20 protein-coding genes are annotated in these 24,128 nt (G+C 69.4%); 11 read left to right on the forward strand and 9 right to left on the reverse strand.

The window, feature by feature from the left end:
- The first annotated feature begins 63 nt into the window (after positions 1 to 63).
- Together apbC and U1F38_RS14025 are read left to right on the forward strand one after the other, a co-directional pair.
- Positions 64 to 1,155 (forward strand): iron-sulfur cluster carrier protein ApbC, encoded by a 1,092-nt coding sequence (gene apbC / locus U1F38_RS14020; RefSeq protein WP_409987687.1) that lies wholly within the window; start codon positions 64 to 66, stop codon positions 1,153 to 1,155.
- Between the two features lie 160 nt (positions 1,156 to 1,315).
- A complete protein-coding gene (locus U1F38_RS14025) occupies positions 1,316 to 2,104 on the forward strand; it encodes a DUF2726 domain-containing protein (protein ID WP_409987688.1) in 789 nt (262 codons plus the stop codon).
- Positions 2,105 to 2,116: 12 nt separating this feature from the next.
- On the opposite strand, the gene U1F38_RS14030 is transcribed toward U1F38_RS14025, so the two are convergent.
- Entirely contained in the window at positions 2,117 to 3,706 is a 1,590-nt protein-coding gene (locus U1F38_RS14030) for a benzoate-CoA ligase family protein (RefSeq protein ID WP_409987689.1), read from the reverse strand.
- Between the two features lie 130 nt (positions 3,707 to 3,836).
- Between U1F38_RS14030 and U1F38_RS14035 the strand changes: the two genes are divergently transcribed.
- From U1F38_RS14035 to boxA, 4 genes are all read left to right on the forward strand, one after another.
- Positions 3,837 to 4,757, forward strand: coding sequence for a helix-turn-helix transcriptional regulator (locus tag U1F38_RS14035; RefSeq protein WP_409987690.1), 921 nt, complete (start codon positions 3,837 to 3,839; stop codon positions 4,755 to 4,757).
- Between the two features lie 49 nt (positions 4,758 to 4,806).
- Entirely contained in the window at positions 4,807 to 6,573 is a 1,767-nt protein-coding gene (gene boxC, locus U1F38_RS14040) for a 2,3-epoxybenzoyl-CoA dihydrolase (protein WP_409987691.1), read from the forward strand.
- A gap of 116 nt (positions 6,574 to 6,689) precedes the next feature.
- Positions 6,690 to 8,117, forward strand: coding sequence for a benzoyl-CoA 2,3-epoxidase subunit BoxB (boxB, locus tag U1F38_RS14045; protein WP_409987692.1), 1,428 nt, complete (start codon positions 6,690 to 6,692; stop codon positions 8,115 to 8,117).
- 164 nt (positions 8,118 to 8,281) lie between these two features.
- Positions 8,282 to 9,601 (forward strand): benzoyl-CoA 2,3-epoxidase subunit BoxA, encoded by a 1,320-nt coding sequence (gene boxA / locus U1F38_RS14050; protein WP_409987693.1) that lies wholly within the window; start codon positions 8,282 to 8,284, stop codon positions 9,599 to 9,601.
- Between the two features lie 177 nt (positions 9,602 to 9,778).
- On the opposite strand, the gene hemP is transcribed toward boxA, so the two are convergent.
- The 6 genes from hemP to U1F38_RS14080 all read right to left on the reverse strand — a co-directional run bounded on the left by hemP (position 9,779) and on the right by U1F38_RS14080 (position 13,772).
- Positions 9,779 to 9,964: a hemin uptake protein HemP gene (gene hemP / locus U1F38_RS14055; RefSeq protein ID WP_409987694.1), complete on the reverse strand. Its 186-nt coding sequence runs from the start codon at positions 9,962 to 9,964 to the stop codon at positions 9,779 to 9,781.
- 10 nt (positions 9,965 to 9,974) lie between these two features.
- The gene (locus tag U1F38_RS14060; RefSeq protein WP_409987695.1) at positions 9,975 to 10,388 is read right to left on the reverse strand and encodes an ExbD/TolR family protein; all 414 of its coding nucleotides are present in this window, start codon (positions 10,386 to 10,388) and stop codon (positions 9,975 to 9,977) included.
- Between the two features lie 4 nt (positions 10,389 to 10,392).
- On the reverse strand, positions 10,393 to 11,109 hold the full coding sequence (locus U1F38_RS14065) for a MotA/TolQ/ExbB proton channel family protein (RefSeq protein ID WP_409987696.1): 717 nt from the start codon (positions 11,107 to 11,109) through the stop codon (positions 10,393 to 10,395).
- 6 nt (positions 11,110 to 11,115) lie between these two features.
- Complete coding sequence (locus tag U1F38_RS14070) at positions 11,116 to 11,817, reverse strand: energy transducer TonB (RefSeq protein ID WP_409987787.1); 702 nt, start codon at positions 11,815 to 11,817, stop codon at positions 11,116 to 11,118.
- A 193-nt stretch (positions 11,818 to 12,010) separates the two neighbouring features.
- A complete protein-coding gene (locus tag U1F38_RS14075; protein ID WP_409987697.1) occupies positions 12,011 to 12,235 on the reverse strand; it encodes a bacterioferritin-associated ferredoxin in 225 nt (74 codons plus the stop codon).
- Positions 12,236 to 12,338: 103 nt separating this feature from the next.
- Positions 12,339 to 13,772, reverse strand: coding sequence for an aldehyde dehydrogenase family protein (locus tag U1F38_RS14080; RefSeq protein WP_409987698.1), 1,434 nt, complete (start codon positions 13,770 to 13,772; stop codon positions 12,339 to 12,341).
- A gap of 84 nt (positions 13,773 to 13,856) precedes the next feature.
- On the opposite strand from U1F38_RS14080, the gene U1F38_RS14085 reads away from it, so the two are divergent.
- The gene (locus U1F38_RS14085) at positions 13,857 to 15,068 is read left to right on the forward strand and encodes an MFS transporter (RefSeq protein ID WP_409987699.1); all 1,212 of its coding nucleotides are present in this window, start codon (positions 13,857 to 13,859) and stop codon (positions 15,066 to 15,068) included.
- A 133-nt stretch (positions 15,069 to 15,201) separates the two neighbouring features.
- Here U1F38_RS14085 and U1F38_RS14090 read toward each other — a convergent pair whose 3' ends face one another.
- Positions 15,202 to 17,649: a sodium-translocating pyrophosphatase gene (locus U1F38_RS14090; RefSeq protein WP_409987700.1), complete on the reverse strand. Its 2,448-nt coding sequence runs from the start codon at positions 17,647 to 17,649 to the stop codon at positions 15,202 to 15,204.
- Positions 17,650 to 17,876: 227 nt separating this feature from the next.
- Here U1F38_RS14090 and ppa point away from each other — a divergent pair, with 227 nt between their 5' ends.
- Complete coding sequence (gene ppa, locus U1F38_RS14095; protein WP_409987701.1) at positions 17,877 to 18,404, forward strand: inorganic diphosphatase; 528 nt, start codon at positions 17,877 to 17,879, stop codon at positions 18,402 to 18,404.
- Between the two features lie 127 nt (positions 18,405 to 18,531).
- Here ppa and U1F38_RS14100 read toward each other — a convergent pair whose 3' ends face one another.
- Positions 18,532 to 19,482, reverse strand: a complete 951-nt coding sequence (locus tag U1F38_RS14100) for a DMT family transporter (protein WP_409987702.1) — start codon at positions 19,480 to 19,482, stop codon at positions 18,532 to 18,534.
- Positions 19,483 to 19,763: 281 nt separating this feature from the next.
- Between U1F38_RS14100 and U1F38_RS14105 the strand changes: the two genes are divergently transcribed.
- Genes U1F38_RS14105 through U1F38_RS14115 form a run of 3 tightly spaced genes read left to right on the forward strand, consistent with a single transcriptional unit; the run spans position 19,764 to position 24,113 of the window.
- Positions 19,764 to 21,215 (forward strand): DUF2868 domain-containing protein, encoded by a 1,452-nt coding sequence (locus tag U1F38_RS14105; RefSeq protein WP_409987703.1) that lies wholly within the window; start codon positions 19,764 to 19,766, stop codon positions 21,213 to 21,215.
- Entirely contained in the window at positions 21,208 to 22,620 is a 1,413-nt protein-coding gene (locus tag U1F38_RS14110; protein WP_409987704.1) for a DUF3482 domain-containing protein, read from the forward strand. Before U1F38_RS14105 ends, U1F38_RS14110 begins: the two co-directional genes overlap by 8 nt.
- Positions 22,617 to 24,113: a M20 family peptidase gene (locus U1F38_RS14115; protein ID WP_409987705.1), complete on the forward strand. Its 1,497-nt coding sequence runs from the start codon at positions 22,617 to 22,619 to the stop codon at positions 24,111 to 24,113. Before U1F38_RS14110 ends, U1F38_RS14115 begins: the two co-directional genes overlap by 4 nt.
- Positions 24,114 to 24,128 lie beyond the last annotated feature (15 nt).

The following is a 24,128-nucleotide window of genomic DNA, read 5'->3' on the forward strand; positions in this document are numbered from 1 at the left end:
CACCCGGGCGAACGGGGCGCGCGGGCAAATAGACTATCAGCTGCTTTCAGAAAAGGTCAATCCATGAGTATTCAGCCACAAGACGTGCAGCAGGCGGTGCAGGCCGTGATCGACCCGGGCACCGGCCAGGGCCTGCTGGAGTTGGCGCAGATCGGGAACGTGCAGATCAGCGGCGCCGACGTGTCCTTCGACCTCGAGATGGGCTATCCGGCCCAAAGCCAGCACCCGGCCCTGCGCCAGGCCCTGGTGGCGGCGCTGCGGGCGCTGCCCGGCGTGGGCAACGTGTCGGTCCAGATCGCGACGAAGGTTGGCGCGCATGCCGCGCAGCACGGGCTGCCGCTGCTGCCGCAGATCAAGAACATCATTGCCGTGGCCTCGGGCAAGGGCGGCGTGGGCAAGAGCACCACCGCCGCCAACCTGGCGCTGGCGCTGGCCGCCGAAGGGGCGCAGGTGGGCGTGCTGGACGCCGACATCTACGGCCCCAGCCAGCCCATCATGCTGGGCGTGCACGGCCGCCCCGAGAGCCGTGACGGCAAGAGCATGGAGCCGATGATGGGCCACGGCCTGCAGGTCATCTCCATCGGCTTTCTGGTCAGCGCCGACCAGGCCATGGTGTGGCGCGGTCCCATGGCCACGCAGGCGCTGGACCAGCTGCTGCGCCAGACCAACTGGCGCGAGCTGGACTATCTGATCGTGGACATGCCGCCGGGCACGGGTGACATCCAGCTCAGCCTCAGCCAGCGCGTGCCGCTGTCGGGCGCCGTGATCGTCACCACCCCGCAGGACATTGCGCTGGCCGATGCGCGCAAGGGCGTGGCCATGTTCGAGAAGGTGGGCGTGCCCATCCTGGGCCTGGTCGAAAACATGGCCGTGCACGTGTGCTCGAACTGCGGCCATGTCGAGCACATCTTCGGCGCGGATGGCGGCAGGCGCTACGCGGCCGACAAGGGCATCGACTACCTGGGCGCGCTGCCGCTGGCGCTGTCGATTCGCGAGCAGGCCGATGCGGGCACGCCCACGGTGGTGGCCGAGCCCGACGGCGACGTGGCTGCCACCTACCGGCACATGGCACGCCAGATGGCGGCCACGCTGGCGCGGCGCGCGCGCGATCAATCGGGCAAGTTGCCGACCATCACCCTCTCGCGCGATACCTGATGCCTGGGCCGCCGGTCGTCGAGTGGCGCATCGGGATCCCGCAAACACCTGTCGTCGCGCGGGCGCACGACCGGGTAAACGTCAGGTTTAGTGCAAAAGTGTAATTGTTTGCATGCGTGATTTGTCGTAGGGTCGAAGTTTCGGATGGGAGCCCTACAAAATGAACTCGAACTCGTTCGACCTCAGATCCCTCGCGGACTGGACCGGCCCGGTGACCGTGAACGGCTCCGTGGTGATGGCAGCACTGGCGGCCATGCTGCTGGCGCTGGCGTGGCTGTGGTGGCGGCGCAAGCCGCGTGCGGCAGCGGACCAGCACGTGAGCGCGTCGGCCCGCTTTGCCGCCATGGCGCCCATCAACGAGGAGCAGGTGGCGCTGCTGCGGTATCTGCACCAGGCTTTTCCGGAAGGCGCGGTGCTGTTTCGCCCGCTGCTGGGGCGCTTTCTCACGGTGCGCGCCGGGCGCGACCGCACGGCGGCGCGCCAGTGGCTGGATCACGCGCGCGTGGATTTTTTGTTGTGCGACGACGAGGGCAAGCCGCTGTACGCCTTCGAGGTGGACTTGCTGCGCACGCGCGATGACCCGCTGGCGCAACGCCGCCTGGCCGAAAAAAACCACGCGCTGCGCACCGCGGGCATCCGCCTGATCCGCTTCAAGGGGGGGCTGTCGAGCTGGCCGCAGCCCGAGGTGCTGCGCGAGCGCGTGCTGGCCGCCGCCCGGCCCGCGCCCACGGGGTTTGGCGCCAGCGGCTATGCCACGTCAGGCTTCGCCCGCTCGGGCTACGAGCCCTCGGGCTTTGCGCCGTCGGGCTTCACGCCCTCGGGCTTCGAGGGTTCGCCGCGCGGGCGCGTGGCCGGGGCGCCCTCGGGCGTCATGAGCCTGACCGATCTGGCGGGCTTGGCGCCGGCCAATCAGGAAGACCCATGGCACGGCGTGCGCAAGCGCTCCTGACTTGCGAGCGGCTCAGCTTTCGGCGGGCCGCGCCTGCTCGCGCTCGCGCAGGCGAAAGCGCTGGATCTTGCCGGTGGCGGTCTTGGGCAGTTCGCTGACGAATTCGATCTGGCGCGGGTACTTGTAGGGCGCCAGCCGGGTCTTGACGAAGGCCTTCAGCTCGTCCTCGGTGGCGCTGGCGCCGGGCTTGAGCGTGACGAAGGCCTTGGTCTTGGTCAGGCCGTCGGCGTCGGCGATGCCGATCACGGCGGCCTCCAGCACCGCCGGGTGCTGCACCAGCGTGGCCTCGACCTCGAAGGGGCTGACGTACACGCCGCTCACCTTCAGCATGTCGTCGCTGCGCCCGCCGTAGGTGTAGCTTCCATCGGCATTGCGCACGTACTTGTCGCCGCTCTTGGTCCAGCCGCCCTGGAAGGTCTCGCGCGTCTTGGCGCGGTTGCCCCAGTACATCATGGCGGCGCTGGGGCCCTGGATGTACAGGTCGCCCGGCTCGCCGTCGGGCACGCTCTGGCCGTGGTCGTCGCGCAGCTCGACCGTGTAGCCCGGCACCGGCCAGCCCGTGCTGCCGTAGCGCACCTGGCCCGGCCGGTTGGACAGGAAGATGTGCAGCATCTCGGTGGAGCCGATGCCGTCGATGATGTCCACGCCGAAGTGCGCCAAAAAGCGCTCGCCCAGCTCCGCCGGCAACGCCTCGCCGGCCGATGACACCCGGCGCAGCGCCACCTGCGCGCGCGCGGGCAGGGCGGCGTCGGCCAGCATGCCGGCAAAGCCCGTGGGGGCGCCGTAGAACACCGTGGGCTTGAGGCCGGCCACGCCGCCGGTCAGGCGCTTGAAGGTGGCCGCGGGTGTGGCGCGCTCGGCCATCAGCAGGGTGGTGGCGCCCACGCTCATCGGGAAGGTGAGGGCATTGCCCAGGCCGTAGGCAAAGAACAGCTTGGCGGCCGAAAAGCAGACGTCGCTTTCCTGCAGGTCCAGCACACCTTTGCCATACAGCTCGCAGGTCCAGTAGGGGTTGGCGTGCGAATGCACCGTGCCCTTGGGGCGGCCGGTGGAGCCGCTGGAATACAGCCAGAACGCCGGGTCGTCGGCCTGGGTGGCGGCGGGCTTGTCCAGCGGCGCGTGCGCGGCGACAAAGGCGGAAAAATCGATCTGCCCCGGCTGCAGCGGCGCCAGCGGGTGCGACACGATCACGCGCTGCACCTCGTGGTCGCTCTTGACCATGGCCGCCGTGAGCGTGGGCAGCAGCGCGCCCGACACCAGCACCGCTTGGGCGCGCGAGTGCTCCAGCATGTAGGCGTAGTCGTCGGCCGTGAGCAAGGTGTTGACGGCCACCGGCACCAGGCCGGCGTACAGGCTGCCCAAAAAAGCCACCGGCCAGTCCAGGCCGTCGTGCATCAGCAGCAGCACGCGCTCCTCGCGGCGCAGCAGCAGGCCCAGCAGGCCGGCGGCCAGGCCGCGCACGCGTTCGTCCAGCTGGCCGTAGCCGAGGGTGCCCGTGTCGTCGGCAAAGGCGATTTTGTCGGGGCGCCGGGCGTTGGCGGCCAGCAGATGGGCGGCGAAATTGAAGCGCTCGGGCGGCGCGGCGACGGCGGGGGCGGTCATCACAAGGTCTCCAGGCGGGCTGCTGTCCGTCGGCCCGCGGTGCACAATGAATTATTGTTCCACTCATCTTACATGCAATAAAATGCATGTCAAGAATCGACCTGCTGCAAATCTGCTCCGGGAATCTCGCATGAACACCACGACGACCGGCCTCGCGGTTGCCTCCGCGCCAGAGCCCGAGACCCGCCACCCCTTCCTGCTGGCCCTGGGCGAGCGCGTGCGCGAGTTGCGTGCGCGCCGCGGCATGACGCGCAAGGCGGTGGCGCTGGCGGCCGATGTGTCCGAGCGCCACCTGGCCAACCTGGAATACGGCATGGGCAATGCCTCGATCCTGGTGCTGCTGCAGGTGGCGCGGGCCTTGCAGTGCGAGCTGAGCGAGCTGCTGGGCGACGTCACCACCTCCTCGCCCGAGTGGCTGCTGATCCGCGAGCTGCTGGCCGGTCGCAGCGAGGCGGACTTGCGCCAGGCCCGGCAGGCGCTGGGCGAGCTGTTTCAGGACCCCGGCGCGGCGCGGCGCGCACGCGGCACGCGCATCGCCCTGATCGGCCTGCGCGGCGCCGGCAAGTCCACCCTGGGCCGCCGCCTGGCCGATGATCTGGGCTACGCCTTCATCGAGCTGAGCCGCGAGATCGAGCAGTTCGCCGGCTGCGGCATCCACGAGATCCACAACCTGTATGGCACGCACGCCTACCGCCGCTACGAGCGCCGCGCGCTGGAGGAGGCGCTGCAGATCTACCCCGAGGTGGTGATCGCCACGCCCGGCGGGCTGGTGTCCGACGCGGCCAACTTCAACCTGCTGCTGGAGCACTGCCTGACGATCTGGCTGCAGGCCGACCCGCTGGACCACATGGCGCGGGTGCGCGCGCAGGGCGACTTGCGCCCCATGGCCGCCAGCGGCGAGGCGATGGAAGACCTCAAGCGCATCCTGGCCGGGCGCGCGGCCTTCTATGCCAAGGCGGATTTGCGCTTGGACACCAGCCAGGGCAGCGAGGATGAGGTATTTGCGCGCCTGCGCCGGCTGGCGCGCGAGGCCATTGGCCAACGGGTTTGAAATATGCATTAAATTGCATTGACACGAACCAAAACATGCAATATGATGCATGCATTGCTCGGGCGAGGATCGGTCAGCCAAACCCGGGCTTCTGGGAACGTCAACACGCTCTCAGGCCGCAGTCCCACTTTATCCAGGAGCCCTCGCCGTGAACGCCCCCTTGCCCAACCCCAAGGTCGACTACCGCACCGACCCCAGCCACTATCACCACGTCAAGCTGTCCTTTGACGGCGCCGTCGCCACGCTGGCGATCGACATCGACGAGGACGCGGGCATCCGCCCCGGCTACAAGCTCAAGCTCAACAGCTACGACCTGGGCGTGGACATCGAGCTGCACGACGCGCTGCAGCGCATCCGCTTCGAGCACCCAGAGGTGCGCAGCGTCATCGTCACCAGCGGCAAGGACCGCGTGTTCTGCTCGGGCGCCAACATCTTCATGCTGGGCCTCTCCAGCCACGCCTGGAAGGTCAACTTCTGCAAGTTCACCAACGAAACGCGCAACGGCATCGAGGACAGCAGCCGGCACAGCGGCCTGAAGTTCATCGCCGCGCTCAACGGCGCCTGCGCCGGCGGCGGCTACGAGCTGGCGCTGGCCTGCGACGACATCGTGCTGGTGGACGACCGCTCCAGCAGCGTCAGCCTGCCCGAAGTGCCGCTGCTGGGCGTGCTGCCCGGCACCGGCGGCCTGACGCGCGTGACCGACAAGCGCCACGTGCGCCATGACCGGGCCGACATCTTCTGCACCACCAGCGAAGGCGTGCGCGGGCAGAAGGCGGTGGACTGGCGCCTGGTGGACGCCATCGTCAAGCCGGCGCAGTTCGCGGGCTTCGTCGCCGAGCGTGCCGCCAAGTGGGCTGCGTCCAGTGACCGGCCGGCATCCGGCAAGGGCGTGCAGCTCCCGAAAGTGGAGCGCAGCGAATCCGCCGATGCCCTGGCCTACCGCCACGTCGGCGTGGCCATCGACCGCGCCCGGCGCGTCGCCACGCTGACCGTCAAGGCGCCGACGGGCGCCCAACCCACCGACGTGGCCGGCATCGAGGCCGCCGGCGCCGCCTGGTGGCCGCTGGCCATGGCGCGCGAGCTGGACGACGCCATCCTGCACCTGCGCACCAACGAGCTGGACATTGGCACCTGGCGGCTCTTGACCGAGGGCGACGCAGCGGCCGTGCTGGCCAACGACACGCTGATGCTGGCCAACAAGGACCATTGGTTCGTGCGTGAGACCCTGGGCATGCTGCGCCGCACGCTGGCGCGCCTGGATGTGTCCTCGCGCAGCCTGTTTGCGCTGATCGAGCCGGGCTCGTGCTTTGCCGGCACCCTGGCCGAGCTGGCCTTCTGCGCCGACCGCGCCTACATGCTGGCGCTGCCCGATGAACCGGCCAGGGCGCCGCGCCTGACACTGGGCGAATGCAATTTCGGCACCTACCCCATGGTCAACGACCAGTCGCGCCTGGCACGCCGCTTCTATGAAGAGGACGCGCCCCTGGCCGCCGCCCGCGCGGCCATCGGCCAGGCGCTGGACGGCGAAGCCGCCGATCAACTGGGCCTGATCACCGCCGCGCCCGACGACATCGACTGGGACGACGAGGTGCGCATCGCGCTGGAAGAGCGCGCCGCCATGAGCCCCGACGCCTTGACCGGCCTGGAGGCCAACTTGCGCTTTGCCCAGAAAGAGACCATGCTGACCCGCATCTTCGGCCGCCTGACGGCATGGCAGAACTGGATCTTCCAGCGTCCCAACGCCGTGGGCGAGCACGGTGCGCTCAAGGTCTACGGCAAGGGCGACAAGGCCCAGTTCGACTGGAACCGTGTCTGAACGTCCGATGATGCCGGTTTCAAGCAAAAAGTGCCTGTAGCCGGCATGCATCAAGTGCAAGCAGCTATTCATTTCATAGTTTTCATTTCGTCAATCGATTCATCCAGGAGCCTCTCATGAGCAGCATCGATTACAGCCAGAAGATCCCCAACAACGTCAACCTGTCCGAGGACCGCACGCTGCAGCGCGCGCTGGAGAGCTGGCAGCCCGACTACCTGAAGTGGTGGCAGGACATGGGCCCCGACGGCTCGCACGGCTTTGACGTCTACCTGCGCACGGCCACCAGCGTCGATCCGCAGGGCTGGGCGCACTTCGACTACGTCAAGATGCCCGACTACCGCTGGGGCATCTTCCTGAACCCCGCGGAACAAGACCGCAAGATTCACTTCGGCGACCACCTGGGCGAAGCCGCCTGGCAGGACGTGCCGGGCGAGCACCGCGCCAACCTGCGCCGTATCATCGTCACCCAGGGCGACACCGAGCCCGCCAGCGTCGAGCAGCAGCGCCACCTGGGCCTGACGGCGCCCAGCATGTACGACCTGCGCAACCTGTTCCAGGTCAACGTCGAGGAAGGCCGCCACCTGTGGGCCATGGTCTACCTGCTGCACAAGTACTTCGGCCGCGACGGCCGCGAGGAGGGCGAAGCGCTGCTGGAGCGCCGCAGTGGCCAGGAGGACAACCCGCGCATCCTGCAGGCCTTCAACGAGAAGACGCCCGACTGGCTGTCCTTCTTCATGTTCACCTACTTCACCGACCGCGACGGCAAGTTCCAGCTGTGTGCGCTGGCCGAAAGCAGTTTCGATCCGCTGGCGCGCACCACCAAGTTCATGCTGACCGAGGAGGCGCACCACATGTTCGTCGGCGAGTCGGGCGTCAGCCGCGTGATTCAGCGCACGGTGGACGTGATGAACCAGCTCAAGACCGACGACGTGCAGAAGCTGCGCAACGCCGGCGTGATCGATCTGCCCACGCTGCAGCGCTATCTGAACTTCCACTTCAGCGTCACGATCGACCTGTTTGGCGCCGACGAGTCCAGCAACGCCGCCACCTTCTACAGCACGGGCCTGAAGGGCCGCTACGAAGAAGGCAAGCGCCAGGACGACCACGTCCTCAAGGGCCAGCACTACAAGGTGCTCAACGTGGTGGACGGCAAGCTGCAGGAAAAGGACGTGCCCATGCTCAACGCCCTCAACGAGGTGCTGCGCGACGACTACATCAAGGATTCGGTGGGTGGCGTGACGCGCTGGAACCGCGTGATCGAGAAGGCCGGCATCCCGTTTCGCCTGCAAACGCCCCACAAGGCCTTCAACCGCCGCATCGGCGCGCTGGCCGGCGTGCGCGTCAGCCCCGACGGCCAGGTGGTGAGCGAGGCCGAGTGGAACGCCAAGGCCAGGGATTGGCTGCCCACCGCCGAAGACCGCGCCTACGTCACCAGCCTGATGGGTCGCGTGGTCGAGCCCGGCAAGTTCGCCGGCTGGATCGCCCCGCCGGTGATGGGCATCAATCGCCAGCCGGTGGACTTCGAGTACGTTCGATTTAACTGACGGGCCGCAAGGGCCCCACTAAGCAACCAAACAGCCGGACGCAGAAGACGCAAAAATTACGCAAAGGACGCAAAAGAATTCAAAGACATTTTTGATCTTCTTTTTTGCGTCCTCTGCGTCCGGTATTGCGTCCGGTACTTGAATCGATGGGCCTTGGAAGAATCATGGACACCCGAACCGACACCACGCTGCTCAAGCAGCACCTGATCGACCCGGCCATCTGCATCCGCTGCGGCGCCTGCGAGGCCGCGTGTCCCATCCAGGCCATCTCGCACGACGCCAGCAACTACGTCGTCGATCCGTCGATTTGCGAGCAGTGCCTGGCCTGCATTCCCGGCTGCCCCACGGGGGCCATCGACAACTGGCGCCTGGTGCCCAAGGCACGCGCCTATGCGCTCGATGAACAGTTCGGCTGGTTCGATCTGCCCGAGGAGCTGACGCCGGCGCAGCTGGCCGAGTTCGGCGTCGATGCTCCGGGCGATGACGGCGCCGCCGCCGAGGCGCCGCAGACCCTGGCCCAGGCCAAGGCTGCGCTGGCGGTGGAGCCGGTCGAGGCCGCCGCGTCCGCAAGCCCGGCCGCCGCGGGCGGCTACACGGCCCGCACGCCCCCCTGGTCGGCCGCGCACGCCTACGTCAACCTGTACGGCGCGCGGGCGGCGCAAAAGACGGTGAGCGCCACCTGCACGGGCAACGTGCGCGTCACCGATGTCGGCAAGGACTACGACACGCACCACGTCATCCTGGACTTCGGCGCCATGCCCTTTCCGGTGCTGGAGGGCCAGTCCATCGGCGTCATCGCGCCCGGCCTGGACGCGCGCGGCCAGCCGCACTTTGCGCGCCAGTACTCGGTGGCCAGCGCGCGCAACGGCGAGCGGCCGGGCTACAACAACGTCTCGCTCACCATCAAGCGCGTGCTGGAGGACTACGACGGCAACCCGGTGCGCGGCGTGGCCAGCAATTTCATGTGCGACCTGAAGGTGGGTGACAAGGTCGAGGTGATCGGGCCCTTCGGCTCCACCTTTTTGATGCCCAACCACCCCAGGAGCCACATCGTCATGATCTGCACCGGCACCGGCAGCGCGCCCATGCGCGCCATGACCGAGTGGCGTCGGCGCCTGCGCAAGAGCGGCAAGTTCGAGGGCGGCAAGCTGCTGCTGTTCTTCGGCGCGCGCACCAAGGAAGAGCTGCCGTACTTCGGCCCGCTGCAGAGCCTGCCGCGCGACTTCATCGACATCCACTTCGCCTTCAGCCGCACGCCTGGCCAGCCCAAGACCTATGTGCAGGATCGCCTGCGCGAGCGCGCCGCCGACCTGGCGCCGCTGCTGCAGGACGGCAATTGCTTTTTCTACGTGTGCGGCCTCAAGGCCATGGAAGACGGCGTGATGCAGGCGCTGCGCGACGTGGCGCAAGGCGCGGGCCTGAAATGGGATGACGTGAGCGAGCGCCTGAAGAAGGAAGGGCGCCTGCACCTGGAGACCTATTGATCCCCGGGTGTTTGGCAAACTATAAAAATAATAGCTGCTTGCGCTTGATGGACAATCGATTCAAGCTATTTTGGCTCAAATCGCAGGAAAAAAGCGAGCTGGCTGGGCAGGTGCCTGGCTGACTCGATCAAACGACGCCCAGCGGCGTCTCCCACGATGAAACAGGTACGGCGGTTCTCACTTCGTCAGGATCAGCTTGCCCTGGCGCGTGGCCTGCAGGCGGTACACCGCGCCGTTGTGGCTGATCTCGATGGTCTTGCGCCCTTGCAGCAGCGCCTCGCTGGGCAGGGGCGCGGTCGCGTCGGCCCGGCGCACGACGGCCGGCGGCGGTGCGGGCGGGGGGGCGGCCGGGGGGGTGATCACGCGCGCCTCCTCAAGGGTGCACCGGCTCGGTGATGAAGCCGATTTTCTTCAGGCCGGCCTGTTGCGCGGCGGCCATGGCCTGGGCCACGCGTTCGTAGCGCACGTCGCGGTCGCCGCGGATGTGCAGATCGGGCTGGGGGCTTTCTTGTCCGGCCGCCTGCAGGCGCGCGGCCAGTTGCTCGTCGCTCAGGGGCTTGTCGTCCAGCCAGTAGCTGCCGTCGGCCTTGACCGACAGGCGCAGGGTTTGCGGCTGTACCACTTCCTTTTCGTTGCTGGCGCGCGGCAGCTCCACGTTGACGGCGTGCTTCATCACCGGCACGGTGATGATGAAGATGATCAGCAGCACCAGCATCACGTCGATGAACGGGACCATGTTGATCTCGCTCATCACGTCGTCGTGCTCGTCGGCGATGAACCCGGCCATGGCTTCAGCCCTTCTTCATGGTGACCACTTTGGGGTCGATCGCGCCGACGGTGACGCGCGCGCCGGTGACGTAGTAGGCGTGCAGGTCGTGCGCAAAGCGCCCCAGCTTGACCAGGATGTGCTTGTTGCCGCGCACCAGCGCGTTGTAGCCCAGCACCGCCGGAATGGCCACGGCCAGGCCCAGCGCGGTCATGATCAGCGCCTCGCCGATGGGGCCGGCCACCTGGTCGATGCTGGCCTGGCCCGCGCCGCTGATGCGCATCAGCGCGTGGTAGATGCCCCACACGGTGCCGAACAGGCCGACGAAGGGCGCGGTGGAGCCCACGGACGCGAGGATCGCCAGGCCCTGTTGCAGCTTGGCGGTGGTGTTGTCGATGCTGCTTTGCAGCGCGCGCGAGATCCAGTCGCTCACGTCCAGCGAGTCGTGCAGCTGCGCCTGCGTGGCGCGGTGGTGGGCGGCGGCCTCGCGCCCCTCCAGCGCCAGCTGGCGAAACGGGCTGGCCTCGTCCAGGCCCAGCTTGGACAGGCCCTCGGCCATGTCGCTGGAGTGCCAAAAGCCATCCACCCGCGCCGCCTGGCGCTTGGCGCGCACCACGTCGAGCGCCTTGATGAGGATGACCACCCAGGAGGCCAGCGACATCAGGATCAGCGCCGCGAACACGGCGCGGCTGACCATGTCGCCCTGAGTCCAGACGTGGGACAGGCCGAATTCATTGTTCATTGAGAGCTACTCCAGGACGAAATTGATGGGGACGTTGAACCACATGGCCTCGGGCACGCCGCCGCGCGTGCCGGGCACGTAGCGCCAGCGGTCGCGCGCGGTTTCCAGCGCCACCTGGTCCAGCCGCTCGTAGCCGCTGGACTTTTGAATGCGCGCCTCTTGCGCGCGGCCGTCGGGGCCGATCAGCACGCGCACCACCACCCGGCCCGACTCGCCCAGGCGCCGGCTCATGGCGGGATAGGCGGGCGGCGGGTTGTTCAGGTAGGCCGCGCTGGAGGAGGGCTGCACCACGACGATGGGCGCCGGTGGGGCGGGCGGGGCCGGCGGCGCGGCGGGGGCCGGCGCGGGTGCGGGCTCCGCCACGGGGACGGGCGCCGCCGCCACGACGGGTGCCGTGGGCGCGGCCTGTGGCACCGCCAGGGGTTGGGGCGCCGGCTGCGGCGTGGGCCGCGGCTTGGGCGCGAGCACGGGCTTTTGCACCACCGGCTTCGGCGGGGGCGGCGCCGGTGGGGATGGCACGGGCACCGGCGCAGGTTGGGGCGGCGCGGCGGGCGGCGGCGGGGGGGCCACCATTTCGGCCAGCAGCTGCGCCGGCACCAGCAGCTCGGTCGGGCGCTGCAGCAGTCCGGCCTGCAAGGCCCACAGCGCCGCGCCGTGCAGCGCCACCACGGTCGCGACGATGATGGCGTTGCGACCGATGGGGGGCATGGGTTGGACGGGGGCGGCGGTCACGGTGCGGGTGGGCAGGTTCGTATCCGGCGGCGCCGATGGGGCGCGGCCGGGCGGGTCGGCAACAATCAGATCAGCGGTGCAAGACCCAGGCCAAGGCGCCCACCACCAGCACCAGGGCGCCCAGCGTGCTCATGATGACCTCGATGTGCATGGCTTGCCTTGACTTCGATCAAGCGCGCGCCCAGGCGCTGCCGTCGGTGGCCAGTGCGGTGTTGAGCGCCGCCACGGGTTGCGCACTGTTGCACTGCGTCACCAGATCACGGGCGCAGCTCTCGCACGAGCCGCAGCAGGTGGCCACGCCCAGTTCGAGCTGGATGTCATCAAAGCTCATGCCCGCGTGGGCATGGCGGGTGATTTCGCGGTCGGAAATGCGGTTGCAGACACAGACGATCATGGCGAGGCTCAACAGATTTGGATCGGCGAGCCCCAATATTAAATGAGAATGACTCTCATTGCAACTTTATTTGCGGGCCTTGTTCAGCGCCCGCCGCGCCGCCTCAACCGTGCCGCACCGCCACCGTCTTCAGCACGGTAAAGCCGTACAGCGCCTCGAAGCCCTTTTCGCGCCCGTAGCCGCTGGCCTTGTAGCCGCCAAAGGGCAGCTCCACCCCGCCGCCAGCGCCGTAGTTGTTGATGAAGACCTGACCGCTTTTCACGCGCCGCGCCATGCGAAATTGCCGCGCGCCATCGCGCGTCCACACACCCGCGACCAGGCCGAAGTGCGTGGCATTGGCCAGCTCCACCGCGTGGTCTTCATCCCGAAAGGGCATGGCCGACAGCACCGGGCCAAAGACTTCTTCCTGCGCCACGCGGTGCGCCACCGGCACGTCGGCCAGCAGCACGGGCGCCTGATAAAAACCCGTCTCCGGCGCCTCGTCCACCACGCGGCCCAGTGCCACCGTGGCAATGCCGGCGGCCTGCGCGTCGCTCAAAAAATCCCACACGCGCTGCTGCTGGCTGGCGCGGATCAGCGGGCCCACGTCCAGGTCCAGCGCCGCAGGGCCCACGCGCAGGGCCTCGAAGGCGGCGCCCAGGCGCTCCAGCATGGCGGGGTAAATGGCCTGGTCGATCAGCACGCGCGAGCCGGCCGAGCAGGTTTGGCCGGCGTTCTGCACGATGGCGTTGATGACCACCGGGACGGCGGCGTCCAGATCGGCGTCGGCAAAGATGATCTGCGGGCTCTTGCCGCCCAGTTCCAGCGTGACGGGGCAGTGGCGCTCGGCGGCCACCTGCTGAATGAGGGTGCCTACCCTGGGGCTGCCGGTGAAGCTGATGTGGTCGATGCCCGCATGGCGCGCCAGCGCGTCGCCCACCTCGTGCCCATAGCCGGTCACGATGTTGATCGCACCGGCCGGAAAGCCGACCTCGGCCGCCAGTTCCGCGACCTTGAGTAGCGACAAGCAGGCGTCCTCCGACGGTTTGACGACGCAGCAATTGCCGGCGGCCAGCGCGCCGCCCACGCTGCGGCCAAAGATCTGCATGGGGTAGTTCCACGGGATGACGTGGCCCGTCACCCCGTGCGGCTCGCGCCAGGTCAGCACGCTGTAGCCGCTTTGGTAAGGCAGGGTCTCGCCATGCAGCTTGTCGCAGGCGCCGGCATAGAACTCGAAGTAGCGCGCCAGCGCCGCAGCGTCGGCGGCGGCCTGCTTGGTGGGCTTGCCGCAGTCGCGCTGCTCCAGCGCGGCCAGCTCGCCCGCGTGCGCGGTCACGGCGCTGGACAGCTTCATCAGCAGGCGCCCGCGCTCGGCGGCGCTCAGGGCGCTCCAGGGGCCGTCGAAGCAAGCGCGCGCCGCTTGCACGGCGGCGTCGATGTCGCGCGCGTCGCTGCGCTGGATGGCGTCGAAGGGCTGGCCGTCCGAGGGGTCGAGCACCGGCAGGGTCTGGCCGGTGGCGGACGCGACCGGGCGGTTGGCGATGAAGTTCAGCTGCATGCCGGCATTGTGCGATACGCGGCGCCGGCGTTGGCGCACGGCCAGCCGCGCCAGAATGACGGGCCGCCGCCTTCGACACCCGACATGCCCAAGCCGCCACGTCCCCGCCTGCCCACCGCCATCTGGGCGCTGGGCTTCGTCAGCCTGCTGATGGACGTTTCGTCCGAGATGATCCATGCGCTGCTGCCGCTGTTCATGGTCGATGCGCTGGGCATGAGCGTGGCGCTGGTCGGGTTGCTGGAAGGGCTGGCCGAGGCCACGGCGCTGCTGCTGAAGGTGTTCTCTGGCGTCATCAGCGACTGGTTCGGCCGGCGCAAGCCGCTGGCGCTGCTGGGCTACGGCCTGAGCGCGGCGTGCAAGCCGCTGTTTGCCCTGGCCACCGGGCCGGGCCTGGTCTTCACCGCGCGTCTGCTCGATCGCGTGGGCAAGGGCATTCGCGGCGCGCCGCGCGACGCCCTGGTGGCCGACCTGGCGCCACCGGCGCAGCGCGGCGCTGCCTTTGGCTTGCGCCAGGCGCTGGACACGGTGGGCGCTTTTTTGGGCCCCCTGCTGGCCACGGCGCTGATGCTGCTGTGGGCCGACAACTTCCGCGCGGTGTTCATCGTGGCGCTCGTCCCGGCGCTGCTGTGCGTGCTGCTGCTGGCGCTGGGCGTGCAGGAGCCCGAGTCTCCGCGCGGCGAGCGCCGGGTCAACCCGATTTCCAGGGCCAGCCTGCGGCGCCTGCCCGCGACCTACTGGTGGGTGGTGGGCGTGGGCGCTGTGTTCACGCTGGCGCGCTTTTCCGAGGCCTTTCTGGTGCTGCGCGCGCAGCAGGTGGGCGTGGCGCTGGCGCTGGTGCCGCTGGTGATGGTGGCCATGAACGCGGTGTACGCCGCGGCGGCCTACCCATTCGGCAAGCTGGCCGACCGCGTGCCGCCGCGCGCGCTGCTGGCCGCGGGTCTGGTGGTGCTGATTGCCGCCGACGGCGTGCTGGCGGTGACCGGGCACTGGAGCGGCTTGCTGCTGGGGGTGGCATTGTGGGGCCTGCACATGGGCATGACGCAGGGCGTGCTGGCGGCCATGGTGGCGGCCAGCGCGCCGGCGGATCTGCGCGGCACGGCCTTCGGCTTTTTCAACCTGCTGAGCGGGGGCGCCATGCTGCTCGCCAGCGTGGTGGCGGGCCTGTTGTGGGAGTGGCTGGGCCCGGCGTGGACCTTTGGCGCGGGCGCCGCCTTCAGCGCGCTGGCGCTGCTGGGCCTGGCGGCCTGGGTGCGCCAGCGCGCGCAGCCGGGCCCCGCGGGCGAACGGTGCGGGTGAGGCAGGCGGCCGATGACGCCCGAAGGATCGCGGTGGGCCGATCGCCTTGCCGTCGGTCTCCGGCGGCATCGGTGACGCCAGGGAACGAAAAAACCCGCGCGAAGCGGGTTTTGCAAGTGGGAGAAAGCGGCGCCTACTGCAGCGTCACCTCCACCCGGCGCGCCTGCGGGCCGCTGCCGCCCTGGATGTCGGCGGGTTTTTGCAGCTCGATCTGCTCGTCGGTCAGGCCCAGGCTCTTGAGCAGGTCGCGCACGGCCTCGGCGCGCTGTTTGGCGATCTCGGCGTTGGCGGCGGCGCTGCCGGTGCTGTCCACGTAGCCGCTGACGATGGCCTTCTTGCCGGCCTTGGCGCCGTCCACGATGCGTGCCAGCGCGCCGGCGCCGTCGGGGTGAGGGTCGGCCTTGCCGCTGGCGAAGTAGAAGATCACCTTGTCGCCTTCGACCACCACCGAGGCGGCGTCGGCCGCCGGCGCAGCCGCCGTGGTGCTGACCTGCGCGGTGGGCGCGGCGGGCGCCTCGGCGGCCACCTTGGCGCCGCCGTGCATGCTCACCACCAGCGGCACGATCAGCAGCGCCACGATGTTGATGATCTTGATCAGCGGGTTGACGGCCGGGCCGGCGGTGTCCTTGTAGGGGTCGCCCACGGTGTCGCCGGTGACGGCGGCCTTGTGCGCATCGCTGCCCTTGCCGCCGAAGTGGCCGTCCTCGATGTACTTCTTGGCGTTGTCCCAGGCGCCGCCACCGGTGCACATGCTGATCGCCACGAACAGCCCGGTGACGATGGTGCCCATCAAGAGGCCCCCCAGCGCCTTGGGTCCCAGCAGCAGGCCGACCAGGATCGGCACCACCACCGGCAGCAGGCTGGGGATCATCATCTCCTTGATGGCGGCGCCCGTCAGCATGTCCACGGCCTTGCCGTATTCGGGCTTGGCCTTGCCTTCCATGATGCCCTGGATCTCGCGGAACTGGCGGCGCACCTCCTCGACCACGCTGCCGGCGGCGCGGCCCACGGCCTCCATCGCCATGGCGCCGAACAGGTAGGGGATCAGCCCGCCGATGATCAGGCCGACGATGACCATGGGGTCGCTCAGGTCGAACTTGACCGACTGGCCGAAGGTGTCCAGCTTGTGCGTGTAGTCGGCAAACAGCACCAGCGCCGCCAGGCCGGCCGAGCCGATGGCATAGCCCTTGGTGACCGCCTTGGTGGTGTTGCCCACGGCGTCCAGCGGGTCGGTGATGTCGCGTACGGCGGCGGGCAGCTCGGCCATCTCGGCAATGCCGCCGGCGTTGTCGGTGATGGGGCCGTAGGCGTCCAGCGCCACCACGATGCCGGCCATCGACAGCATGGACATGGCGGCTACCGCCACGCCGTACAGGCCCGCCAGCGCATACGACACCAGGATGGCGATGCACACGCAGATCACCGGCCAGGCGGTGGACTTCATGCTGATGCCGATGCCGGCGATGATGTTGGTGGCGTGGCCGGTCGTCGAGGCCTGCGCCACGTGCTGCACCGGCTTGTACTGCGTGCCGGTGTAGTACTCGGTGATCCACACGAGGGCCCCGGTCAGCACCAGGCCGACCACGCAGGCGCCAAACAGCTTGCCCACCGCGCCGCTGCCGCCCAGCGCGTTGTCGGGAATGATCCACGCGGTGACAAAGTAAAAGGCGATCAGCGACAGCACGCCGGCAATCGCCAGGCCCTTGTACAGCGCGGGCATCACGTTCTTCATGCCCGGGCTGGCCTTGACGAAGAAAGTGCCGATGATGGAGGCCACGATGGATACCGCGCCCAGCGCCAGCGGGTACAGCACGGCCTGCGTCGGCGCGGCGGTGACCATCAGCCCGCCCAGCACCATGGTGGCGATCAGCGTGACGGCGTAGGTCTCGAACAGGTCGGCCGCCATGCCGGCGCAGTCGCCCACGTTGTCGCCCACGTTGTCGGCGATCACCGCCGGGTTGCGCGGGTCGTCCTCGGGGATGCCGGCCTCCACCTTGCCCACCAGGTCGGCGCCCACGTCGGCGCCCTTGGTGAAGATGCCGCCGCCCAGCCGCGCGAAGATCGAGATCAGCGAAGAGCCGAAGGCAAAGCCGATCAGCGGGTTGAGCGCATGCGCATCCGCCGCTGTGCCGCCCAGGAACCAATAGAACCCGGTCACGCCCAGCAGGCCCAAGCCCACCACCAGCATGCCGGTGATGGCGCCGCCGCGAAAGGCCACGTCCAGCGCCGGGCCGATGCCCTTGGTGGCCGCCTGAGCGGTGCGCACGTTGGCGCGCACCGACACGTTCATGCCGATGAAGCCGCAGGCGCCCGAGAGCACCGCGCCGACGATGAAGCCGATGGCCGTCTTGACGTCCAGAAAGGCGCCGATCAGGATGGCCAGCACCACGCCGACGATGGCGATGGTGCGGTACTGCCGCGCCAGGTAGGCCGCCGCGCCGGTCTGGATGGCGCTGGATATCTCCTGCATGCGGGCATTGCCGGCGTCCTGCGCCAAGATCCAGCCACGCGCCCAAAAGCCGTAGATCACGGCGATCACGCCGCAGACAAGCGCCAGGATCAGCGCTGCATTTCCTGTCATGAAAACATCTCCTCGAAAGTCGCCATTGCGCATCGGAGGAGCCGGCCGCGTGCCGGGGAGGGCAACGCAGCTGGCTTCTCCACCGCGTTGCTTCCTCGCGTTCGTTGCGAACGCCGATTGGCCAACCCCCGCAATTTAGCGCGAAAGTCGCCCGTCAGCCAAAACCGTAAAATTTGCGTCGGTTGCAGCCCGCCCCGCAGGGGCACTATTTGTAAAAAAACCACACCATGTCCCTCAACAGCGTCTCACCCGGCAAGAACGTCCCCGGCGAATTCAACGTGATCATCGAAATCCCGATGAACTCCGACCCCATCAAGTACGAGGTGGACAAGGCCACCGGCACCCTGTTCGTCGACCGCTTCATGACCACGGCCATGTACTACCCGGCCAACTACGGCTACGTGCCGCAAACCCTGTCGGGCGACGGCGACCCGGTGGACGTGCTGGTCATCACGCCCTATCCCTTGCAGCCGGGCGTGGGCGTCACCTGCCGCGCCCTGGGCATGCTCAAGATGGAAGACGAGGCCGGCGTCGACGCCAAGGTGCTGGCCGTGCCGATCGACAAGGTGCTGCCCATCTACAGCCACTGGAAGACGGTGACCGACATCAACCCGATGCGGCTGAAGGCGATCAGCCACTTCTTCGAGCACTACAAGGACCTGGAAGACGGCAAGTGGGTCAAGGTGCTGGGCTGGGAAGGCGTGGAAGCCGCGCACAAGGAAATCGTGGACGGCGTGGCCAAGTACAAGAAGTGAGCCCAAGGGCAGCCGCCCGGCGCTGAGATTCAGCGGTAAATCGGGCTCTGGTCCAATGTGGTAGAGCGCAGGCAGCTATTTTGGTTGTAGCAAAACGGCGCTGGCTGAAGCGCACGCGCGCCCTGTTTCAGGCGCCGGGGCGGCGCCCACCCAGCCGCTCGGCCACCGCAATGCCGCCCAGCACCATGGCCAGGGCCAGCACGTGGTACGGGCGCAGCGGCTCGCCCAGCAGCAGCACCGCCAGCGCCGGGCCGAACACCGGGGTGAGGTTGTAGAACACGCCGGCGCGCGCCGGGCCGATCAGCTCGACCGCGCGGATGTAGGTGATCTGCGACACGAACGAGGGCAGCAGGCCCACGTACAGAATGATCCACCAGCCGCGCGGCGTGGGCCAGAAGAAGTCGCCCGCCGCCACCTCCCAGGCCAGCAGCGGCAGCGAGGCCAGCGCCGCCACGGCCGCGACGACGGCAAAAAACGCCAGCGGCGACACCGCCGGCTTGGCGCGCAGCCCCAGCGTGTAGCCCGCGTACAGCACGCAGGCCAGCAGCACGCCCAGGTCGCCCACGTTCAGGTCCAGCGCGCGCAGCACCGACCATTGCCCGCGCGAGGCCACCACCACCACCCCTGCCAGCGTCAGCAGAACGCCCAGCGCCTGCAGCGCGCCGACCCGCAGGCGCAGCGCCAGCGCGGCGCCCAGCAGCACCAGCACCGGCACCACGCCCTGGATGATGGCCAGGTTGACCGCACTGGTGTGGTGTGCGGCGGTGTAGTACAGCGCGTTGAAGCCGGTAAAGCCCGCCACCCCCATGGCCGTCAGGTAGCGCCAGCGCGGGCGCAGCTGCGGCCAGGCGGCCGCCACCGGCCGCCGCGCCACCAGCCACAGCGCGATGCAGGCCACCGACCAGCGCGCGGTGGTCAGCATCATGGGCGACACGTGCCCCACGGCCAGCCGCGCCGCCACCACGTTGCTGCCCCAGACCAGCGTGGTGAAGATGAGCAGCAGCGCCGGCTGGCGGTCGAGCCACGCGCGCCATGCGGCTGTCGAGGGCAGGGCGGACGAGGCGGGCGGCGCGGGCATGGCGTCGAGGGTAGCAGCGCGGCATGGCGCGCCGAGCGCGGCGCTGGCGAGTGCGTAGCGCTGTCACCCCACGGGTGAGGGGCAACGAAGCCATCAAAGTCAATGTCCATGCGGCGCGCGCGAAGGTCGAAAGCGGTCAACTGCCGTCTCTAGGTTCAAGTCGAATCGCGGTGCAGCCGGCGGTGATCAAGCGCAAGCAGCTATCAAAACAATAGTCGATGCGCGGTGGGGCGGTCGGCGCCCAAGCGCGGCGATGGGGCAAGGATAATGAGCCGCGAGCCATGATGCCGACCGACCCGCCCCCCGCATTCGAGCACGCCAGCCCGCTGGCGCGGGCGCTGGTGACCGCGGCCGTGCAGCGCATCGAGACCGCTGGTGCGCTCGACGATGCCGCCGAGTTGCGCCAGGCCTTCGCCGCCCAGCCCACGCGCGCCGCGCAGGTGCAGGCGCGTGCCTGGTTGCTGGGCCAGCGCCTGGGCCTGCCGCAGGAGCTGGCGCGCTGGCGCCTGTGGGGCGGCTGGGTGGCGCTGGGCTTGGCCGTGTTGGTCGCGCTGGCGGGCCTGGCCGCGGGGCGCAGCGTGCTGGCGCCCGACCGCAGCATCAACGCCGTGGCGGCCTTCGTCAGTCTGCTGGGGCTGCACGCGCTCACGCTCACCGTCTGGCTGCTGGGGCTGCTGGCCACGCTGGCGGGGCTGCACGTGCGGCTGGGCGACTGGTCGCTGGGCCGGCTGGCGCTGGGGCTGGTGGCGCGCTGGCCCCTGGACCGCGGCCCGCATGCGCTGGAGCTGTGGCGCGGCTTTGGCGCGGTGATGCAGCGCCAGCGCCTGTGGCCCTGGCTCACGGGGCTGATCAGCCACGGCATCTGGACGGTGGCCTTCGTGCTGACGCTGGCGGTGCTGGCCTTCGGCTTTGCCTTCCAGACCTATCGGCTGAGCTGGCAGACCACGATCCTGAGCACCGAGTTCTTCCAGCACTTCGTTCGCGTCACCGGCGCGCTGCCCGCCCTGCTGGGTTTTGCCGTGCCCGACGCCCAGGCCGTGGCCCAGGTGGGGCGCGCCGGCGCGGGCTTTGTGCCGCAGGCGCCGGGCCAGCGCGAATGGGCCTGGTGGCTGATGGGCAGCGTGGCCGTGTATGGCCTGCTGCCGCGCGCGCTGCTGGCCCTCGTCAGCGGCTGGCGCTGGCGCGCCGGCGTGGCGCGGCTGGGCGGCGTGGACATGGCCGACCCCGAGGTGCAGCGCATCGTGCGCCGGCTGGACGCGCTGGAGCCGCCGCCGGCGGTGATCGACGCCGAGCACCCCGGCGGCACCGACGTGGCCCCGGCGTGGCCGCCGGCCGCGCCCGGTGCACCGGATTCGCGCTTGGTGATCGGTTTCGAGCTGCCGTCCGACGTGCCCTGGCCCTTGCCGATGGACCCCGCCGCCCCGCCACTGCGCATCAGCGGCAGCCAGGCCGAGCGCCAGCGCGCGCTGCAGCAACTGGCCGCCACCCGGCCGCGGTCGCTGCTGCTGCTGGTGCATGGCGCGGCCAGCCCCGACCGGGGCACGGCGCGCTTTGTGCGCGAGGCCGCGTCCCTGGCGCAGCGCGTGGCGCTGTGGCCTGTGGGTGAGGACGAGAGCGGCAGCGAGCGCTGGCGCGAATGGCTGAAATCCGAAGGTTTTGATGCGCTGGCCCTGGTGGATCGTGCGCAATCAGCTCTTGATTGGATAGCAAACGGCGATGCCACCGATGCCTGAGCCCATCGTCATCGCCGTGGTCGGCCACACCAACGCGGGCAAGACCTCGCTGCTGCGCACGCTCACGCGGCAGGTGGATTTTGGTGAGGTGTCGGCACGCCCCGGCACCACGCGCCACGCCCAGGCGCTGGCGCTGCGCCTGGACGGCCAGGTGGCCGCGCGCTTCATCGACACGCCGGGGCTGGAGGATTCGGTTGCGCTACTGGACTTTTTGGCGCGCCAGCCGGGCGAGACGCGCACCGAGCGCGTGCGCGCCTTCCTGGCCGGGCCGGAGGCGCGCGCCGCCTTCGAGCAGGAGGCCAAGGTGCTGCGCGCGCTGCTGCAGGGCGCCGACTGCGCCATGCTGGTGATCGACACGCGCCAGCCGGTGCTGCCCAAGTACCGCGCCGAGATCGAGATCCTGGTGGCCTGCGCCCGGCCCATCATGCCGGTGCTCAACTTCGTGCGCGATGGCGCCAGTCGCCTGGCCGACTGGCACACCGCGCTGCAAGAGGCCGGCCTGCACGCGCGCGCCGAGTTCGACGTGGTGGCCCCCTTCGTCGGCAGCGAGCGCGAGCTGTACACCGACCTGGCCAGCCTGCTGCCGCAGCGGCGCGCGCAGCTGGCCGGCATGGTCGATGCGCTGGCGCTGCAGGCGCGCGATCGCCAGCGCGCCGCCGCCCGCATCGTGGCCAGCCATTTGATCGACGTCGCCGCCATGCGCCGCGCCCTGCCGGCCGATGACTTTGCCGATGAACTGCGGCAAAAGGCCTTCGTGCGCGCCTTTCAGGACGACGTGCGCGGCCATGCGCGCCATGGCGTGGCCGAGCTGCTGGCGCTGTTCGGCTTTCGTCCCGACGACGCCGAGCTGGCCGACTGGCCCGAGCAGGCCGCGCGCTGGGAGGACGACCTGTTCAACCCCGAGCTGCTCAAACGCGCCGGCACGCGCCTGGGCCTGGGCGCCATGATCGGCGCCGGCGTGGGCGCGGTGGCCGACGTGGCGCTGGCCGGCCTGTCGCTGGGCGCGGCCAGTGCGCTGGGCGCCACCGTGGGCGGGGCGCTGTCGGGCGGCTGGCGGCCGCTGTGGCGCAAGGCCAAAAACCGCCTGGACGGCGTGCAGGAGCTGACCGCCGACGACGCGCTCTTGCTGCTGCTGGCCGAGCATCTGACGGTGCTGGCGGGCGCGCTGGCCCGGCGCGGCCACGCGGCGCAGCAGCGCTTGCGCGTCGGCACCGTCGTCACCGCGCCGGACGAGCCCCGCGCGCCGGTGTCGCAGGCCGTGCTGCAGGCCGTGCAGGCGCTGGCGCCGGCACGCGGCCATCCGCAGTGGGAGCGCGGCGCCCGCGACAATGAGGAGCGCGCCGAACTGCAAGAGCGCGTGGCGCGGCTGCTGCCGCATGAATTCGAGGAGGACCAAGCAACATGATCCGGAAAATCCTGTGGGCCGTGCTGGCCGGGGTGCTGGCGCTGGCCGCGGCCGTGGCCATCAACACCGCGCGCAAGGGCTCGCGCCAGTTGACCGTGGCGCCGCTGCCGCCGATCGCCATCGACGAAAACGCCGTGGCCGAGCGCCTGGCGCAGGCGGTGCGCCTGAAGACGGTGTCGTCCCAAAGCGATGCGCAGCTCAACGCTGATCAGTTCGAGGCGCTGCACGCGCTGCTGCAAAAGCAGTTTCCGCGGGTGCATGCCACGCTCAAGCGCGAGTCCGTGGGCGGCCTGAGCCTGCTGTACACGTGGGAGGGCCGCGACCCCAAGGCCAAGGCCATCCTGCTGATGGCGCACCAGGACGTGGTGCCGATCGCGCCCGGCACCGAGGGCGACTGGCAGCAGCCGCCCTTTGCCGGCGTGGTGAAAGACGGCTTTGTCTGGGGCCGCGGCGCCTGGGACGACAAGGGCAACCTGCTGTCGCAGCTGGAGGCCGTCGAGATGCTGCTGGCCGGCGGATACCAGCCCCCGCGCACCATTTACCTGGCCTACGGCGCCGACGAAGAGGTCGGCGGCCATCGCGGCGCGGCCAGGGTTGCCGAACTGCTCAAGTCGCGCGGCGCGCAGCTGGACTTCGTGATCGACGAAGGCCTGCTGGTGCTGGACGGCGTGATGCCGGGCCTGAAGCAGCCCGCCGCGCTGATCGGCATTGCCGAGAAGGGCTACATGTCGGTGCAGCTCACGGTGTCGGCCACGCCCGGCCACTCGTCCATGCCGCCGCCCAAGGGCAGCAGTGCCATCGCCATGATGGCCGCCGCCCTGAGCAACCTGGAGAACAAGCAGATGCCCGCCGCCATCCGCGGCGTGGCCGGCGAGATGTTCGACACCCTGGCGCCCGAGATGGGCGGCTTTTCGCGCGTGGCCCTGTCCAACCTGTGGCTGTTCGGCCCGCTGGTGCAAAGGCAGCTGGAAGGCGCGGGCAGCACCAACTCGATGCTGCGCACCACCACGGCGCTGACCATCGTCAATGCTGGCAACAAGGACAACGTGCTGCCTGGCCGCGCCGAGGCCACGGTCAACTTCCGCATCCTGCCGGGCGACACCCGGGACGGGGTGTTGCAGCACGTGCACGCCGCCGTGGCCCCCGCCGTGCCGGCCGATCGCCTCAAAGTCGAGGCCCAGCCCGGCGCCAAGGATGCGTCCAAGGTGGCGCCCACCGGGTCCATTCAGTACCAGGTGCTGAACCAGACCATCCGCGAGGTGTTTCCGGACGCGCTGGTGGCCCCCGGCCTGATGGTGGCGGGCACGGATTCGGTGCACTACGAGCCCATTAGCGACCACATCTTCAAGTTCTCGCCCATCCGGGCGAAGGGCGATGATTTGTCGCGCTTTCACGGCACCAACGAGCGCCTGGCCGTGAAAAATTACGCCGATGCGATCCGTTTCTATCACCGCCTGATCGGGCAGATGGCGGCCGCGCGCAGCCAATCTTGATAGGGTGGGGCTTGT

The sequence above is a fragment of the Ottowia sp. genome (genome assembly GCF_046348305.1).
GTDB lineage: Bacteria > Pseudomonadota > Gammaproteobacteria > Burkholderiales > Burkholderiaceae_C > Ottowia.

Excerpts from the sequence above, each read along its gene's own strand:
- U1F38_RS14060 (WP_409987695.1), bottom strand. The coding sequence starts at position 10,388 with ATGGCCGGGTTCATCGCCGACGAGCACGACGACGTGATGAGCGAGATC.
- boxA (WP_409987693.1), top strand. The coding sequence starts at position 8,282 with ATGGACACCCGAACCGACACCACGCTGCTCAAGCAGCACCTGATCGAC.
- boxB (WP_409987692.1), top strand. The coding sequence starts at position 6,690 with ATGAGCAGCATCGATTACAGCCAGAAGATCCCCAACAACGTCAACCTG.
- U1F38_RS14085 (WP_409987699.1), top strand. The coding sequence starts at position 13,857 with ATGCCCAAGCCGCCACGTCCCCGCCTGCCCACCGCCATCTGGGCGCTG.
- U1F38_RS14080 (WP_409987698.1), bottom strand. The coding sequence starts at position 13,772 with ATGCAGCTGAACTTCATCGCCAACCGCCCGGTCGCGTCCGCCACCGGC.
- U1F38_RS14075 (WP_409987697.1), bottom strand. The coding sequence starts at position 12,235 with ATGATCGTCTGTGTCTGCAACCGCATTTCCGACCGCGAAATCACCCGC.
- U1F38_RS14110 (WP_409987704.1), top strand. The coding sequence starts at position 21,208 with ATGCCTGAGCCCATCGTCATCGCCGTGGTCGGCCACACCAACGCGGGC.
- U1F38_RS14030 (WP_409987689.1), bottom strand. The coding sequence starts at position 3,706 with ATGACCGCCCCCGCCGTCGCCGCGCCGCCCGAGCGCTTCAATTTCGCC.
- U1F38_RS14105 (WP_409987703.1), top strand. The coding sequence starts at position 19,764 with ATGATGCCGACCGACCCGCCCCCCGCATTCGAGCACGCCAGCCCGCTG.
- apbC (WP_409987687.1), top strand. The coding sequence starts at position 64 with ATGAGTATTCAGCCACAAGACGTGCAGCAGGCGGTGCAGGCCGTGATC.
- ppa (WP_409987701.1), top strand. The coding sequence starts at position 17,877 with ATGTCCCTCAACAGCGTCTCACCCGGCAAGAACGTCCCCGGCGAATTC.
- U1F38_RS14025 (WP_409987688.1), top strand. The coding sequence starts at position 1,316 with ATGAACTCGAACTCGTTCGACCTCAGATCCCTCGCGGACTGGACCGGC.
- U1F38_RS14115 (WP_409987705.1), top strand. The coding sequence starts at position 22,617 with ATGATCCGGAAAATCCTGTGGGCCGTGCTGGCCGGGGTGCTGGCGCTG.
- U1F38_RS14065 (WP_409987696.1), bottom strand. The coding sequence starts at position 11,109 with ATGAACAATGAATTCGGCCTGTCCCACGTCTGGACTCAGGGCGACATG.
- U1F38_RS14100 (WP_409987702.1), bottom strand. The coding sequence starts at position 19,482 with ATGCCCGCGCCGCCCGCCTCGTCCGCCCTGCCCTCGACAGCCGCATGG.
- U1F38_RS14035 (WP_409987690.1), top strand. The coding sequence starts at position 3,837 with ATGAACACCACGACGACCGGCCTCGCGGTTGCCTCCGCGCCAGAGCCC.
- U1F38_RS14090 (WP_409987700.1), bottom strand. The coding sequence starts at position 17,649 with ATGACAGGAAATGCAGCGCTGATCCTGGCGCTTGTCTGCGGCGTGATC.
- U1F38_RS14070 (WP_409987787.1), bottom strand. The coding sequence starts at position 11,817 with ATGCCCCCCATCGGTCGCAACGCCATCATCGTCGCGACCGTGGTGGCG.
- boxC (WP_409987691.1), top strand. The coding sequence starts at position 4,807 with ATGCATTGCTCGGGCGAGGATCGGTCAGCCAAACCCGGGCTTCTGGGA.